Source organism: Oscillatoria nigro-viridis PCC 7112 (assembly GCF_000317475.1).
GTDB lineage: Bacteria > Cyanobacteriota > Cyanobacteriia > Cyanobacteriales > Microcoleaceae > Microcoleus > Microcoleus nigroviridis.
In genome coordinates this window covers 2,553,923-2,568,775 of record NC_019729.1, presented here as the reverse complement: position 1 = coordinate 2,568,775, position 14,853 = coordinate 2,553,923, and the positions used below count along the sequence as shown (strand labels likewise).

Annotated in this window: 16 protein-coding genes; 6 read left to right on the top strand and 10 right to left on the bottom strand. The window is 44.0% G+C overall.

Annotated elements, in window-relative coordinates:
- Positions 1-327: 327 nt before the first annotated feature.
- From OSC7112_RS10985 to OSC7112_RS10970, 5 genes are all read right to left on the bottom strand, one after another.
- Entirely contained in the window at positions 328-1,572 is a 1,245-nt protein-coding gene (locus tag OSC7112_RS10985) for a glycosyltransferase (RefSeq protein ID WP_015175970.1), read from the bottom strand.
- Between the two features lie 108 nt (positions 1,573-1,680).
- Positions 1,681-1,812 (bottom strand): hypothetical protein, encoded by a 132-nt coding sequence (locus OSC7112_RS41730; protein WP_015175969.1) that lies wholly within the window; start codon positions 1,810-1,812, stop codon positions 1,681-1,683.
- Positions 1,813-2,300: 488 nt separating this feature from the next.
- Positions 2,301-3,260, bottom strand: a complete 960-nt coding sequence (locus tag OSC7112_RS10980) for an Npun_F2552 family protein (RefSeq protein WP_015175968.1) — start codon at positions 3,258-3,260, stop codon at positions 2,301-2,303.
- Positions 3,261-3,385: 125 nt separating this feature from the next.
- Entirely contained in the window at positions 3,386-3,712 is a 327-nt protein-coding gene (locus OSC7112_RS10975) for a hypothetical protein (RefSeq protein ID WP_015175967.1), read from the bottom strand.
- Positions 3,713-3,886: 174 nt separating this feature from the next.
- Complete coding sequence (locus OSC7112_RS10970; RefSeq protein ID WP_015175966.1) at positions 3,887-5,311, bottom strand: aspartate ammonia-lyase; 1,425 nt, start codon at positions 5,309-5,311, stop codon at positions 3,887-3,889.
- A gap of 403 nt (positions 5,312-5,714) precedes the next feature.
- On the opposite strand from OSC7112_RS10970, the gene OSC7112_RS34450 reads away from it, so the two are divergent.
- The 3 genes from OSC7112_RS34450 (at position 5,715) to OSC7112_RS10955 (ending at position 10,349) form a co-directional block, all read left to right on the top strand.
- Entirely contained in the window at positions 5,715-6,167 is a 453-nt protein-coding gene (locus tag OSC7112_RS34450; RefSeq protein WP_015175965.1) for a hypothetical protein, read from the top strand.
- Positions 6,168-6,430: 263 nt separating this feature from the next.
- A complete protein-coding gene (locus OSC7112_RS10960; RefSeq protein WP_015175964.1) occupies positions 6,431-8,296 on the top strand; it encodes a hypothetical protein in 1,866 nt (621 codons plus the stop codon).
- Between the two features lie 367 nt (positions 8,297-8,663).
- Positions 8,664-10,349 (top strand): DNA repair helicase XPB, encoded by a 1,686-nt coding sequence (locus OSC7112_RS10955; RefSeq protein WP_015175963.1) that lies wholly within the window; start codon positions 8,664-8,666, stop codon positions 10,347-10,349.
- Here OSC7112_RS10955 and OSC7112_RS10950 read toward each other — a convergent pair whose 3' ends face one another.
- The 4 genes from OSC7112_RS10950 to OSC7112_RS10935 form a co-directional block, all read right to left on the bottom strand.
- The gene (locus OSC7112_RS10950) at positions 10,350-10,994 is read right to left on the bottom strand and encodes a hypothetical protein (RefSeq protein WP_015175962.1); all 645 of its coding nucleotides are present in this window, start codon (positions 10,992-10,994) and stop codon (positions 10,350-10,352) included. It abuts the gene before it with no gap.
- A 190-nt stretch (positions 10,995-11,184) separates the two neighbouring features.
- A complete protein-coding gene (locus OSC7112_RS10945; protein WP_006631417.1) occupies positions 11,185-11,391 on the bottom strand; it encodes a hypothetical protein in 207 nt (68 codons plus the stop codon).
- A 4-nt stretch (positions 11,392-11,395) separates the two neighbouring features.
- Positions 11,396-11,815 (bottom strand): GIY-YIG nuclease family protein, encoded by a 420-nt coding sequence (locus OSC7112_RS10940; RefSeq protein WP_223300809.1) that lies wholly within the window; start codon positions 11,813-11,815, stop codon positions 11,396-11,398.
- Positions 11,816-11,867: 52 nt separating this feature from the next.
- Positions 11,868-12,350 (bottom strand): hypothetical protein, encoded by a 483-nt coding sequence (locus tag OSC7112_RS10935; protein ID WP_015175960.1) that lies wholly within the window; start codon positions 12,348-12,350, stop codon positions 11,868-11,870.
- A 378-nt stretch (positions 12,351-12,728) separates the two neighbouring features.
- Here OSC7112_RS10935 and OSC7112_RS10930 point away from each other — a divergent pair, with 378 nt between their 5' ends.
- The 3 genes from OSC7112_RS10930 (at position 12,729) to OSC7112_RS10920 (ending at position 13,757) form a co-directional block, all read left to right on the top strand.
- Positions 12,729-12,923: an element excision factor XisH family protein gene (locus OSC7112_RS10930; RefSeq protein ID WP_041623044.1), complete on the top strand. Its 195-nt coding sequence runs from the start codon at positions 12,729-12,731 to the stop codon at positions 12,921-12,923.
- 77 nt (positions 12,924-13,000) lie between these two features.
- Positions 13,001-13,441: a DUF2281 domain-containing protein gene (locus tag OSC7112_RS10925; protein WP_015175959.1), complete on the top strand. Its 441-nt coding sequence runs from the start codon at positions 13,001-13,003 to the stop codon at positions 13,439-13,441.
- A complete protein-coding gene (locus tag OSC7112_RS10920; RefSeq protein ID WP_015175958.1) occupies positions 13,428-13,757 on the top strand; it encodes a type II toxin-antitoxin system PemK/MazF family toxin in 330 nt (109 codons plus the stop codon). Before OSC7112_RS10925 ends, OSC7112_RS10920 begins: the two co-directional genes overlap by 14 nt.
- A gap of 19 nt (positions 13,758-13,776) precedes the next feature.
- Here the strand turns inward: OSC7112_RS10920 and lepB are convergent, their stop codons facing one another.
- Positions 13,777-14,838, bottom strand: a complete 1,062-nt coding sequence (lepB, locus tag OSC7112_RS42150; RefSeq protein ID WP_015175957.1) for a signal peptidase I — start codon at positions 14,836-14,838, stop codon at positions 13,777-13,779.
- Between the last annotated feature and the right edge of the window lie 15 nt (positions 14,839-14,853).

Genomic DNA, 14,853 nt, shown 5'->3' with positions numbered 1-14,853 from the left:
GTTGATTTAACAAGATTTAAACTAGAACCCCTGTTACTTTTGCCAGTTCAGGTGAAAACGACAATGAGTTGGTCCCTCGATGGTTTAGAGTTGCTGTGGGCTCTGGTAGTTGCCAAGAAAATGTAACCGGTTAAAGGAGACTTGAGAACCTATGGAAGAAGTGCGATCGCCCCTTCGAGTTTGATGCTATTAAGTTTGAAAAAAACATCTAAATCTAATGGCGATCGCTCACCTCAACCTTTGCCTTTACAAAACCTGCGATTTCCGCGGCTACCTTAATGAAACCTGTCTCAATCACAGGCAGAAGGATTCTTAAGGCAGTTGACTTTACGCCAAAACCATATCTGGAGCATCACATACTTGACTTTCGGTGACTTGATGAGGCCGCGTTGAGTAGGCAATAGCCTGCATATGTTTTACGCGAGCTTGAAAAGTCTTCTCAAATGTGTGCTGTCGAGCAAACTTCACCGACTTGAACGACATCGATTTAATTTCTTCCCGGTTGTGGCTGAGTTCTGCAATTTTCTTCGCGATCTGTTTAGGCTGATTCATTGGCACAACCCATCCTGTCTCCGACATTTCTGCAATTCCCTGGAATGCTTCGTTAGCATATCCAACAATCGGCACGCCACAGGACATAGTTTCTATGTAAGTACAAGAAGGATCGCCCTGCCGGTGACAGCAAACAAACAAATCAATATTGTTCTTCACAAAGGGGAAAAACTCTGTTTTAAAGTCAGGCACTCCGAGCATTTTCACGCAATCATTAAGTTGATTGGCAGCTATTTGCTGGTGCATCATCTCTTCTAATTCACCAGTACCACTGATGAACATTTCAAATTGCACCTTCAGTTGTTTGAGTTCTTTAGCTACCTCAAGTAAATGATCGGCTCCTTTCATCTTAATTAGGCGACCTGAGAATACCAGCCGCAGAGGCATATCTTGAGAGCGGTTTTCAGTGCGCCGTTCAATGTCAGCTTCAGTTGCTAACATATCCTCGCTAATCCGCGTGTCAAAGAAAAACAGTGGATTGCGATTAATATGCTTGTATTCTTGGTAGGTAGGGGTGCCGTTGGACTGCAATCCATCTGCCATTGCGATCGCCTTGCGCTGCTTCTTTTCCTGACTGTAAGTCCAAAGAAGTCTTCGCAAGCGGATAAAGGGATTGCTCGTACTCACATTCACGATCTGTTTGCGGGTTTTCAGACTGTATTCGGAAACGTAAATACACGGTACTCCCGCTATTTTACACACTTGACTGATATGGTTCTGTCTGTGTTCCGGGGCTGCCAATACCAGCGAACTCTGATGCTGATGTAGTAAAGCAGGGGTGATTCGATCAAAAGAAACTACTTCCAGTTTGAATGGCAATTCATCAAGTTTAAATATTCTTGAATCCATCTGTTCGTTGTCTTCTTGGGTTCCTTCCATCATCACCGTAATGGAACCCGACCAATACTTGGCTAACTCAACAACTGCTTCAATCAATTTGCGGGTGAGTAAAACTTCACCGTTTGGCAAAAGCTTTGCTTTGAGGGGCTGTAGGATGGTCAGATTGTGATTAGTAAGCATAAGTTAGGTACTTCCTGATTCTAACTAAATTTTTACTGTTGATGCGGTAGTGAATCTTTGTGGTACTTGACAAGGGCTGTCGATCGATATAACAGACATCGGTCGAATTTAAATGTCGCCGCCTGATACGAGAAGCATTTCAGACTCTGTTTCGGAGATATCTAATACTTTATATAGAGTCAGCAACTGAATTAGACCTTTATTATTTAAAGTGATGCCTGTTTGATATGTCGCAATCATCTGCGATCTACGTATAAGTGTCAATAACCTTTTCTCAGCTTTACTCAATCTTTATAATTTAGGGGTTAATTATAAAGAAAAGCGCAATTTTAGGGTTAATTTGGTTAAAATAAGAGTCGTTATAAGTATTTCTACTTAAGTAAAATCCGCTAACAGCTTCTACCTGGCAAGAATGAGCGCGAGTGCCGAATACGGCGAGACCCATGCTTTAAGTAAGTCGGCGCGAAAAAACGCCCCTATATAAACGATGGCCAAGTCTCCAAATGCTCTCTACTGGCTGACTTAAACCTGTTTACATAGTGTTGCATTATGCGGTTTAATCCGGCCTACCTACTTAAACCATAGAGTTATAACAAATTTATTAAAAGTTTACATAAATAGATATGTTGTAACATAATAATAGATATGTTGTAACATAATAATATTTCTTTACAATTCAAGGCGAAGGAGAAGGAATAAAAAAAGAAATTTTACCCCTTCTCTCTTGGCTAATGCGAAGCCTTGATGCTGAACTTTTCTTTAATAAACCGGATATAAAGGTGCTTGAAAGCCGACTTCACCACGCGGGGCATACCAAAGTCGATCGGCATCATGCTTTCGGGCAACTTCCAATCCAAAACCTTGAGATTTTCCGGCTGCAAAAGCGGAAAATCAACCGCCTCTAAATTCGAGCACAGCCCCAATCTCATCGCCGCAGCTACAGTGGGAACCGCCGCCGGATCGGCATTAATGATTTCAACTAAAGTTCTGTCCAAAGCAAACACATCATCAGAGGCAGCCAAAATTCCTAAAAACTTAGGTTCGCCGCCGCTTGGCCCGTTACCTTCGTGACCGATAATACCATCCAGAATCGTCAGATTTGGGTTAATTGCCCGGGCAGTTTCTACCAGCATTTCACCGAATCGGGCGCTATCTTTGCCAGCTTCCATGTGCCACCAAGCCTTCATTTTGCCGGGGACGCAGCCGAACAAATTTTTCACGCCCATTGTCACCGTTAATTGAACGTGAGATTTGAGTTTGGGCAAATTAATCACTACATCTGCTTCCATTGCTTCTTTGCTAATTCGCAGATGATTGAAATCTTCGCTGACAGTTTCGTAGCGTTTTCCTTGAAACTCAACTACTGGCAAATTCAGTTCTTCCAACAGCGGCAAATAACCGTTGGCTTTGGCTACACCCATCGCGCTGCCAAAAGCCGGACTATCACCTAAAAACGGTTTTCCTCCCGCTTCCACGACCATTTTAGCGACGCAGTAAACCAATTCTGGGCGGGTGACACATTCTTTTGTAGGGCGAGAACCGGTGAGGAGATTGGGTTTGAGTAAAACCCGATCGCCCGATTTGACAAAAGCCGAGATTCCGCCCAAGGGCGCGAGCAAACTTTCTAAAGATGTTTGCAAAATTTGGCGATCGTATGAATTGGCCTGAATTAAACTAACAGCAGACATAATTATGAATTAATTTGTACTTGGTTATCGATCGGGAATAATCTCAATGTAACGCAGGCACGGAACACCCTAAGCAGGGTGCTCTGCGCCTGCGTTACCAACAATCATCTCAATACAAATGAAGCCTAACTATTCATCGGCAATCTACCAACAGCAGCCCGCTGCATGGTACTAACTCGCAGCGAGTTAGAGAATATTCCTTGACCTTGCAGTTCAGGGATAGCAGGTTTTACTTCGACTTTTACCACCCTGGACGTGCAGATAAAAACCGTTTGATCTGCTAAATGGAAAGTCAACCAAGGTTGATTTAACAAAGTCAGCACTTCCTCTTGGAATTCTTGTGCAGGCATCGGAATAGTGAAAGTTTCAGCCTGACCTTCCACATAATGAAATGTCACTTGAGTTGTGTTCTCTTTATCTTGACTTAATTTGGCAAAAGAACCTGCGCGCATAAATCTTGCTCCCCAACTTTAGACTATAAAAAAAATTCAGAATTAAATCTAAAAAAAATGAATTCTGAATTGTTTAACTTTAACCTGTGACAGCGATCGGGCAGCACTTAGAAGACAGAAGGCAGAATTAAATCGAGTTCAGCCTTCTAGTTTCTAGCTGATTCCTGCGATCGCCTATACGTTAGCAGAAGATGTTGGCATCGCACTCATTTTTTCTAAATCTAGAACTTTTGCCAAGTCTTCTGCACTCATTAAACCCCGTTCTAGCACAATTTGCCGCAAAGATTTGCCGGTTTCTAGAGATTCTTTGGCGACGGCGGCAGCGTTGAGATAGCCGATGTGAGTGTTGAGGGCGGTAACGAGGGCGAGACTACCTTCAGCATAAGCAAGACACCGATCGCCCTTAGCTTCAATTTTTTCGAGGCATTGTGCAGTCAGCGCGCTGATGGTATTGCCTAAAATTTCGATGCTGTGAATGAGATTGTAGGCAATCAGGGGCATCATCACGTTCAATTCTAATTGTCCCGCTTGGGCTGCCAGGGCGATCGCGCTATCGTAACCCATAACTTGAAAACACACCATCGATGTCATTTCTGCCATCACAGGATTGTATTTTCCCGGCATAATTGACGAACCCGGTTGCACGGGAGGCAGTTGAATTTCTTTCAAACCCGTTTTCGGCCCGGAGTCCATCAAACGCAAGTCGTGGGAGATTTTAACGCAATCCTGAGCGAGATTTCGCAGTGCACCGGAGACATTTACAAACGGCGCCATACTCTGCATAGCTGCCATTAAATGCCTTGCTGGTTTCAGGGGTTGGTCGATTAATTCTGAGAGAATTTCAGCAACTTTTTGACAGTATTCAGGATGAGTATTTAAGCCTGTTCCTGCCGCACTTCCCCCCAATCCCAGGGATGTCAAATCATCGGATGCCCTGTCAATTCTCAAGGTATGTTCTTTCAGAATTTGCGCCCAAGCGCCGAAGGTATCGCCGAGTCGAACCGGCACAGCATCTTGCAGGTGAGTGCGGCCGGATTTAACAATATCTTTGAATTCTTCTGCTTTGTTTTCTAGGGCGACTACGGCCTCCGACAAAGCCGGAAACAGAGTTTTTTCTAAGGCCAACAATCCGCCGATCCGAATCGCAGTCGGAATCACATCATTTGTCGATTGACCGTAGTTTACATGATCGTTAGGACTGACGCGCTTGTAGTTGCCTTTTTCATCGCCCATAATTTCCAAAGCGCGATTTGAAAGAACTTCATTAACATTCATGTGGTGAGAAGTTCCGGCCCCGGCTTGGTAGACATCAACTACAAATTGGTCGCGCAATTTGCCCGCTAGGATTTCATCTGCTGCTTGGACAATTGCTTGACTGATGTCTTGGGGAATGCAGCCGAGTTCGCCATTGGCGATCGCCGTTGCTTTTTTAATTAAAACACAAGCATCAACGTATGTTGATAAAGGCTTAATGCCGCTGATCGGAAAGTTTTCAACTGCCCGCAGGGTTTGGATGCCGTAATAAACATTAGATGGGATTTGTTTGTCTCCCATCGAGTCGCTTTCGGTGCGGTAGCTGATGGTTGGGTGTTGAGTCATATCGTCTGGTTTGTGATAATTAGGAATTGTGCAAACAGAACTTACGCACAGTTGGTCAGAAACCGGGTTTCTTGTCAGGGAATCTGTTTGAAAGTGTAGTTTTTTGTCAAGGAACCCGGTTTCTGAAGGTTTTTGTGCGTCCTGGACTGGCAATTTTTTTGGTAACACGGTTGACGGGCGATCTTACTTTTGGGCGCCCGCAGGCAACTTTACAGTAATGCGTAAGTCCCGATCGTACAAAATTATCCCACATCTTAGGCTTCAAGCTAAAATCTCCAATCTCAAATCGCTTGACAGTTTGCCAAAGCTAAAATTAGTCGCTCGGCAAGGGCGATCGCACGCAGACAGATCCCTTCAGCTATAATCGTACAAGTAAATCAATTTCACAAAAGTGTTAAACTCCATGAAAACACTAGCAAAATTTTTCAATTTACCGATCAATATTTTGACGATCGGCTTAAGTGCATCGCTGATTTTTCCGGCTTCAGTCAAAGCCTTATCTAACCTAATTACCACCCCAACTATCTCAGAAATATCTACTGTTTTAGCTGCTGTACAAAAAGAGCAAACTGAGTTTCTAGAAGGTGTTCGTTCAGCGGAAGTAAAAAAAGAAAGAGTAGTGCCTGGCACTTTCAATAGTTATTTTGTCGCAGTTAAAAAAGGGCAAAACATCAAAGTCAATGTCAAATCACTTGAAAATAATGCTGTGTTTAAAGTCATAGACTCGAACAAAAAGACGATTATTACAAATTCAAAAATATGGTCGGGAGTGGTTTCCAAAACTGGAAAATATCAAATAGATGTAGGTACAGAACGAGGAAGTGCTAGTTACACTCTGTCATTTTCTCTCAACTAATTGTATGGTGCGTCGCCACGAGATATTGAAGCTGCTTGGAGATTGTTGGTAGCGACGCACTCTACGTTCTAGAGTAGTGGTGTAATTCCGAGTTTTTTAAAGCGTCTAATTTTGTAAGTTATCAGATAAAAATAGCGTCTGTTTAACAATAAATATTAAACCAGACTTCTGGAATTTGTAACAAAAATTCAAATTACAAATCGGGAAAAGTTGTTATAGTTGGTAGCACAAACAATTTTGCAGCAGGCGAATTGCCAAAAATTATGCCGCGTTACCAAACCATAGATGATGTTCCTACCCTCCAAGAGGCACTCGAAGGAATAATTGTTGAAGATTTAAAAAAGCTGTATGCACTGTTGTCGGGCCATCGTAAATTAACCCGCAAAGCTGACCTGGTTGCTGGGATTAAAGAGCAAATGCAGGGAGAAAAACTCAAGCAAGTTTGGGCGCAATTAGACGACCTGCAAAAAGCAGCCGTAGCGGAAGTTATACATGGGTCAGGTGGTGGCTATGATGCCGATGTATTTGTGGCGAAATACGGACAACAACCAAACTGGGGAACAAGCGATCGCTATGGATACAACCGAGAACCATCCCTACTGTGCTTGTTCTTCTACGGCACTGCGATACCCTACGATCTGGAAGAAAAATTGCTGAAGTTTGTGCCAAAACCTCAAGGAAATTCCTTAAATGTAGTTGGCGATGTACTGCCAGATAATTTTATAGTTCGTGTAGAAAAACATAACTTTCGTACATCTAAAAGAGAGGTATCCGAGTACGAACTTCCCTTGACTATTTTTGAAATGGAACGGGCAGCCCCAAAGGATTTGGAAGCAGTTTTGCGTCTGATTCAGTCGGGCAAAGTTGCCGTTAGTGAGAAAACCGCATTACCTGGTGCCGCAACTCTGAAAGCGATCGCCGCTGTATTGCAAGGGGGTGATTTTTATAACGACGAACAGCGCAAAGCTACTTTGGAAAAGGGCGATATATTCTACGAGGTTGGTAACATCAAATCCTTTGCTTGGGCCGCGATCGCCCAAGCGAGCAAATTCGCCGAACAATCAGGCAAAAAGCTAGTTTTGACCAAAGCGGGACAGAAAGCTTTGCAAGAATCACCTGCCAAAGGATTACAGACAGCATGGAAGCGCTGGTTAAAAACAAACACTTTTGATGAATTTCGCCGCATTGATGCGATTAAAGGACAAACCGGCAAGGGCGCGCGCGGCATGACAGCGACGGCGGGGCGGAGAGAGGCGATCGCCTCAAGGCTAGCAGAATGTCCTGTCGGTAAATGGGTTCTGTTTAGCGAATTTAGCAGGTATATGTTGGCAACGGGGAATCGGTTTGAAGTAACGCGCGATCCCGACAATCTTTATATTTCTGAATTTGGGTACGGTAACTTAGGATATTCCGGCAGTCACGATTGGCATATCCTGCAAGAAAGATATATGCGCTGCCTGTTGTTTGAGTATGTTGCTACCCTGGGAATAATTGATGTTGCCTATGCCGATCCGTCCCTCGTACCCAGCGATTTTGACGATCTTTGGGGAACGGACGATTTGAGATTTCTCAGCCGCTACGACGGCTTAATTTCTTTTCGCCTGACAGCTTTGGGGGCTTACTGTTTGGGATTGACTCACAATTACACTCCGCCAGCAATTGAGTTCCGTCAAACACTCCGGGTACTGCCCAATTTAGATATTGTTGTAGCAGGAGAAGGCATCGCGACATCAGATGCGATCGTCCTCGATCTCTATGCTAAAAAAGTTTCAGATGTCGTCTGGCAACTCGACCGACAAAAGCTATTTACCGCCATTGAAGCCGGATACCCGCTAGCAGAATTTAAAGAAGTTTTAGAGACAAGAAGTATCGAACCGCTACCGGAAACCGTACAGCAATTTCTGAGGGATGTTACAGAACGATCGAATAGTTTGCAAGACTTAGGAACTGCTAAGTTAATTGAATGTGCTAACGCCCATTTAGCAGTGTTGATTGCCAATGATTCCCGTACCAAAAAATTCTGTCAGCTAGCGGGCGATCGTACTTTGGCAGTTCCATTATTCCAGGAAACTAAATTTCGCAACGCCCTGCGGCAGATCGGCTACGTCTTGCCCCAGCGGGATAAATAGTAATACTTTTTCTCTAAAATCGTGCAACACTCTTTGACCCCCCCTAGCCCCCCCTTGCAAAGGGGGGGGACAAGAATACTGTTATTTCGTTTAAAATTGGTAGAAGATAGTGTCCCGTGGTATCGATCGCACTCGCGCCAAGGTGAAGCAGTCGGATACAAATCCTGAAATTTATTGCAGGGACAATCGCCCTACTGCTTCACCCCTACAATTATCTAAAACCAATTAAAATTCTCTGTATTTATCTGCCTTTTATATCGTTTCCGGTTGCATCGGAATCATAAAATCGAGTCAACAGTCAACAGTCAACAGTCAACAATCATTCCGGTGCAACCGGAATTGATATTATTTGCGATCGCAACAACCTATGAATTACGTTCCCGAAAATGCTTTGATCGTGCAAAGCGACCGATCGATCTTACTAGAAGTTCACGCACCCACAGCACAACAGGCGCGAGAAGCGATCGCCCCCTTTGCCGAATTAATCAAAAGTCCCGAACACATCCACACCTATCGCATCACGCCCCTCAGCGTGTGGAATGCGCGGGCGGCGGGAATGCCAGTTGAAGAGGCGATCGCAGCTTTGCGAAACTATGCCAAGTATCCCATTCCTGAGTCCGTAGCGCAGGAAATTGAACTGTTGGGGGCGCGGTATGGATTAACTGTAATTGAAAGAATCGATGCGGCTAGCCCCGATTTACAACTGCGAATTGCCGATTTGCCGCTAGCGGAATTGCTGGTACGGGACGATCGCGTCAAACCAATGTTGGGCAAGCGCATCTCGGATCTTTGCTTTCAAGTCGATGCCGGGAATCGCGGCGTACTCAAGCAAGCTTTACTAGCGGTGGGCTATCCGGCAGAAGATTTGGCTGGATATGTCGAGGGTGCCGAATTAGGGATTTCTTTGCGCGATCGTACTTTAGCGGACTTGCCCTTTAAGTTGCGCGCTTATCAACAAGAAGCAGCAGAGGCATTCTATCAGGACGGGGAGGTAAAAGGTGGAAGCGGGACGATCGTCCTACCGTGCGGCGCTGGTAAAACCATAGTCGGGATGTTAGCAATGAGTTTGGTAAAGCAAAAGACACTCATCCTCACCAGCAGTTTGACTTCAGTGCACCAGTGGCGCAGGGAAATATTAGACAAAACGAGTTTAACTGAGGATGCGATCGCTGAGTACAGCAGTGTCACCAAACAGACGGCTGCTGTCACCCTATCGACTTACCAAATGCTAAGTTATCGATCGAATAAAGATGATGAATTCCCGCATTTCGAGTTGTTTAATGCGGAATCGTGGGGATTGATTATTTATGATGAAGTCCATCTATTACCTGCACCGATATTTCGGATCACCGCTGAATTACAAGCACGACGCAGGTTAGGTTTAACTGCGACATTGATTCGCGAAGACGGGAAAGAAGGGGATGTATTCACGTTGATTGGGCCGAAGCGCTATGACGTACCTTGGCGCGAATTGGAAGGACAGGGATTTATTGCCACTGCCAATTGTACGGAAATCCGCGTCGCCCAAAATGAGGCGGAAAAAATGGAATATGCCCTAGCGCCCCGCCGCAATCAGTTTCGCATTGCTGCGGAAAATCCAGCGAAGTTGGATGTGGTGCAAAGTTTGTTGCAAAAGGAGGCGGGACACCGTATTTTAATTATCGGTGAGTATCTCGAACAGTTAGATGCGATCGCCAAAATGACCGAATTGCCTCTGATTACGGGGAAGACAAAACAGGCTGATCGCGATCGGTTATACGAAGCATTCCGTCACAAAGAGATTCCCGGATTAATTCTATCTCGCGTGGGCAATTTTGCCGTCGATTTACCCGATGCCGATGTGTTAATTCAAGTATCGGGAAAGTATGGTTCTCGCCAAGAAGAAGCGCAGCGCCTCGGACGAATTCTCCGCCCGAAATCCGACGGACACAATGCCAGCTTTTATACATTAGTATCGCTACAAACTTGCGAGGAGGATTTTGCCCGACACCGGCAACTGTTTCTGACTGAACAGGGCTACAACTATCGCATAGAAGTTCAAGGACATGGTTAGTCAGCGATCGATAAATTCTTGGTAAAACTGCTCGTGCAAACCTAAGAAATTATCCATCCCTTCCTTTGTCAAATACCCGCTATTCTTACCAGTATGCGGGTTTTGTACATAGCTAGAAATTTTCTTTGAAACATTAGGATTCTCGCTCCACCTAATGTTGAACGCTGCATAGTTTGGGAAAAATGTCATTTCTGCATAAGCATCAATGTGGTCATGTATCCACCATGCCAATGCTGTCCAATCTTGAGTGCGTTCATAGTAAGGGATGAATGATGTAACAACAATACATACTGTTGCTCCCATATACCCATCTGAATCTTTTACGTCCCAGATATGTTGTGCATAGTTGGACTCATTACTGGCACAGTTGTACTGATTTTTATTCTCTGCTCCTTTGGCGTTCACCGCACAAGAACGATAGGCTGAACGGATACTAATCCGACCAAGCGCATCTTGAATTGGTTCAAGCACCCTCTCACACAAATTCTTTCCTGCTGCGATCGCCAAGTCAGGATCGCTAGGAATGTTAGGGATACCTTCAATTTGAGAGATTTCTGAATAAAGAAACTCACGCATGAAAAAACTCTTAGAGAGTTGAACCCGTCCTAGGTCTTCCAAAGCTTTAACAGTTTGTGGCTTTCTCATAGACTGAACTCCAGCAATTAGAGGTGAATAGCTTAATCTTAAACACTGGCAGATAATTTAGAAGCATTGTTGCAGCCAAAAGCAAGGTTCCGGTTGAGCGGCTAGAAATAACTTTTGCATCACCACCAATATCTTTCGGTAGTCCGCTCCAACCGGGTTGTTAGACCGCGGCGATCGCCAGTTGACGCTGTTATTGTCCGCGTCCTGGTTTGCAATCTGCAAAACCTAATGCCTCTGTGTCAAGGAAACTAGCGATCGCCATCTCAATGACTGCTTCGATTGGATATTCAATTTCAGCAGCACGAGCAATTAGGGCAGCACGAATTCGTTCAGGAAAACGTCCTAAAATAACTTCGGCATCAGCGAGGGAAAGTTGCTCTTGAAGTTTGGCTTGCATGGCTTTACATCTCAGTTGGAATTTGGACGTTGTAAGGGGGTTCAGTAGCTCTTAGAATGATGGCTTCTAGCTCCAATAGTAACGCAGGGTTCTGCCAGTGAGAAATTGTCTGTACTGCAATCCGTATGTCTTCAGCGCTATATTTATCGAGCCATGCCCACAAAAAAGCTTTGTGCCCACCACTGAAGCGACCTCGTAAGCTCTTGGTTTTACCGATGTAGAGCAATCCATCAGTTCTGTGCCTGATTGCATAAATGCCAGGACGCGCAGGAATGGTCTCAAACCCACGGGTCAAGGGTTGACATTGCTCAAAAGGAATAAAAGCAATCGCGTCTAGAATTCTTCGTGCTTGGATTTGTAGGTCAGAATCATTCGTTGGCATGAAGGCAAGAAGGCTAATTGCACAGAAATCATAATCCCACAAATTCTGTTACAACCATCATCAACTGCAGCGAAAGGCTTCTGGCTACTGCTCTTCAACTCTCTAGCTGATTAATAAGTTTAGCTGCCAAGTCTTCTGCTAAAGATAGTATGCTTATGACCATTTTGACATCATCTGAGTCGAAAGACGTACTAAATGTGTTGGTCTTACTTGAAACCAAGAAGTGCAACCTTGTCTTTTTATAGCTCCAAAATAGGAAGTGTGATGTTTCACTAGAGACTGTCACGGCTAAAGTCTCACTAACTTCACCGCTCAGGACAAAATCTTCTGAAAATCTTCCTGAATATTTCTGTTGTTGAAGAAATTCCATTTTCTGGTGCGCTTTTTTAAGATCGCTTACCAATTTAGGAACCCTGGAACTGGATACAACAGACACTCCAGGTGTATATCTTCCATCAGGACCCGGAACAAAAAAGCGAATGTACCACTTACTCTTCTGTGCAGCATTACGATAAGCAACTAATGATGCTGTAATGTTCGGCAATTCCAGATCTTGCTCAAGTTGTCTAGGATTCATGGTGACAATTCAACACAGTCATACACAGTGTTCCCCAGTTGAACCTTCAATGCTCAACTGATACCTTCAAGCTACTATCTCAACCCAGGTTTAGCGACTTAACTTATAATTCTCTTGCAGTTGCGGTACAATACCTGATATAATGGAAGAATACCGCAAATTACTCAGGTATGTCAACCCCTTTTTACCCCCGTCGGAATCTCCTTTTCTTAATCGAGTTCGGCGCACCATCCGACTCAAACATCTTACTCGTCGCACTTGAAAAAGTTATCTTTATTACAGACTAGACTATTTATTTGCATCATCAGCGACATCACAAGACATGGGAGTTCAAGAGATTCGTGTTTATCTTTCCTAACCTAAATTCTGGAATATCTAATGTCTAGACGTGATAATTTACATTTCTCCCTGCGTCGCACCCTCGAAAAAGACGGATGGACAATTACGGATGATCCTTTAGTCTTAGTGTTAGAGCAGACTCTTTTGAAAGCCGACTTAGGAGCAGAAAAGTTTTTCAATGCCGAAAAAGAATGGCATAAAATCGCTGTTGAAATCAAAGACATTGATTGGTAATGGCGATCGCCCGCAGAGCGATCGAGTCAGCTATAATTTTATAAGTAAATTAATTTTACTGTTAGTGTAAAACTCCCATGAACCAACCAGCACAAACTTTTACATACCCAGTGAATTTTTTGAGACTCGGAAATCTCGAAAAAACTTTATTAGAAAATCTGCAACTGCTTCCCACAGAAAAGCGACAGGAAGTTCTGGATTTTGTGCAATTTCTTGTACATCAAGCACAAGTAAAACAGTCACCAAATGAAAGTTCTGAGTCCAATATTTTGCAAACAGAGCCATCGCATCCCAAGCGCTCGTTTATTGAGTTTTTGAGTTGCGTATTAGAATCCCCTCAAATACTAAAACCGTTTGTAGAGATAACAACCCAAGAAGATTTAACCGCTGCCCAATTAAGAGAGTTTTTTGTAGTCAACAGCGAAGACTTTTTAATTGATTCAACCATTACTCGCAGTCACGAAGCTTTTTTGAACAGCTACGCACCCGAAGACGAAGGACTTTATGACGACTATTGAACCTGGTGATTTTTGGGTGGCAAAGATTCCTTTTACAAACGGCGCAGACTCTAAACCACGCCCCATACTTTTGCTATGGTTGGATGGCGAGGATGTGGTAGCAGCCGCCGTCACCTCTGCCAAACCCCGCAGCCAAACTGATGTATTTCTTAACGATTGGTCTGCTAGCGGTTTGCGCGTTGCTTCCACAGTACGCTTGTCTAGATTAGATTGTTTGGAAAAGTCTTTATTGCTAGGAAAAATTGGGCAAATTTCTCAACCGGATGCAGCAGAAGTGAAACGAGTCTGGGATTTGTATGTTAAGCCTCAATTCTAAAGCTCTTTGTTCAAACTCGTTATTTGCCTGCGATCGAACCAGCCCGATCGAACGGATAATATCGTTGAGTTGCCTTCCCAATGATGTTTTCGCGCGGTACAAAACCCCAATAGCTGCTGTCATAACTGTTATTGCGGTTATCGCCCAAAACAAAATAAGAGTTAGGTGCAACTATCTGCGGCCCCCATTGATATTTTGGTCGATCGCTGATATAAGTTTCATCCAATGGCAGATCGTTGATGTATACCTGCCCAGATTTAACTTCGACTTTATCGCCCGGTAGTCCAATAATGCGCTGAATAATGGCATCGCGGATATTTTTCCTCTGCAAAGCTTCTGTAGGCGAAAATATAACAATGTCACCCCGTTCGGGTGCGCGAAATCGATAAGCCAGTTTGTTAATTATCAGTCGATCGTTTATTTGTAAAGTAGGCTGCATCGAACCTGAAGTAATGTATCGTGCTTCAGCTATAAATTGTCGGATCGCGATCGCTAAAATTGCAGAAAGCACAACTGAGATACTGATAAATCCTGCGATAAATAGCATCACTGTCCGACGCGATCGCTCTCGCCGCACGGGAGCAGAAACATAAACATGGTAGAAAGCAATCAAAACTAATGCAGTTTGCGATAGCCCTGCAAGCAGAGCGATCGTCGGATTTTTTGAAGCTGCTGCGATCGCAACCGCAATAAAAACAGCGAAAAAAATCATGCTAGATAACCATTGCTTGAGATAAACATGGCCTAGCCCAGGAACAAATCCAGACCAAAAAACAGCCAACCAGGCATCTTTGCTTTGCTTTCGAGCAACTTCAAACTCTGTAGAATTCCCACTTCTTGCTGAATGGTAAGCATCAAATAAATTCCAAATTGGTAATATTAGCCCTGCGATCGCTAAGATGACAATGCCGACTATAACATTACCCGGAGAACTAAGGGTGAACCAACCTCCGATTCCAAATAAGAGGAAAGAACTCAATAAAATGATGTATCCCTTGAGAGGCTTTCCAGCATAAATCTGTCCGATACCTGGCAGAAGTCTAGACAAATTAACGGCAAGCCAAGGTTCTTTATTATTCATTTGTCTCTAGAACTA

What these genes read in the sequence shown, in the direction of transcription:
- OSC7112_RS10985 (WP_015175970.1), bottom strand. Translation starts at nt 1,572, where the DNA reads ATGCTTACTAATCACAATCTGACCATCCTACAGCCCCTCAAAGCAAAG.
- OSC7112_RS41730 (WP_015175969.1), bottom strand. Translation starts at nt 1,812, where the DNA reads ATGATTGCGACATATCAAACAGGCATCACTTTAAATAATAAAGGTCTA.
- OSC7112_RS10980 (WP_015175968.1), bottom strand. Translation starts at nt 3,260, where the DNA reads ATGTCTGCTGTTAGTTTAATTCAGGCCAATTCATACGATCGCCAAATT.
- OSC7112_RS10975 (WP_015175967.1), bottom strand. Translation starts at nt 3,712, where the DNA reads ATGCGCGCAGGTTCTTTTGCCAAATTAAGTCAAGATAAAGAGAACACA.
- OSC7112_RS10970 (WP_015175966.1), bottom strand. Translation starts at nt 5,311, where the DNA reads ATGACTCAACACCCAACCATCAGCTACCGCACCGAAAGCGACTCGATG.
- OSC7112_RS34450 (WP_015175965.1), top strand. Translation starts at nt 5,715, where the DNA reads ATGAAAACACTAGCAAAATTTTTCAATTTACCGATCAATATTTTGACG.
- OSC7112_RS10960 (WP_015175964.1), top strand. Translation starts at nt 6,431, where the DNA reads ATGCCGCGTTACCAAACCATAGATGATGTTCCTACCCTCCAAGAGGCA.
- OSC7112_RS10955 (WP_015175963.1), top strand. Translation starts at nt 8,664, where the DNA reads ATGAATTACGTTCCCGAAAATGCTTTGATCGTGCAAAGCGACCGATCG.
- OSC7112_RS10950 (WP_015175962.1), bottom strand. Translation starts at nt 10,994, where the DNA reads ATGAGAAAGCCACAAACTGTTAAAGCTTTGGAAGACCTAGGACGGGTT.
- OSC7112_RS10945 (WP_006631417.1), bottom strand. Translation starts at nt 11,391, where the DNA reads ATGCAAGCCAAACTTCAAGAGCAACTTTCCCTCGCTGATGCCGAAGTT.
- OSC7112_RS10935 (WP_015175960.1), bottom strand. Translation starts at nt 12,350, where the DNA reads ATGAATCCTAGACAACTTGAGCAAGATCTGGAATTGCCGAACATTACA.
- OSC7112_RS10930 (WP_041623044.1), top strand. Translation starts at nt 12,729, where the DNA reads ATGTCTAGACGTGATAATTTACATTTCTCCCTGCGTCGCACCCTCGAA.
- OSC7112_RS10925 (WP_015175959.1), top strand. Translation starts at nt 13,001, where the DNA reads ATGAACCAACCAGCACAAACTTTTACATACCCAGTGAATTTTTTGAGA.
- OSC7112_RS10920 (WP_015175958.1), top strand. Translation starts at nt 13,428, where the DNA reads ATGACGACTATTGAACCTGGTGATTTTTGGGTGGCAAAGATTCCTTTT.
- lepB (WP_015175957.1), bottom strand. Translation starts at nt 14,838, where the DNA reads ATGAATAATAAAGAACCTTGGCTTGCCGTTAATTTGTCTAGACTTCTG.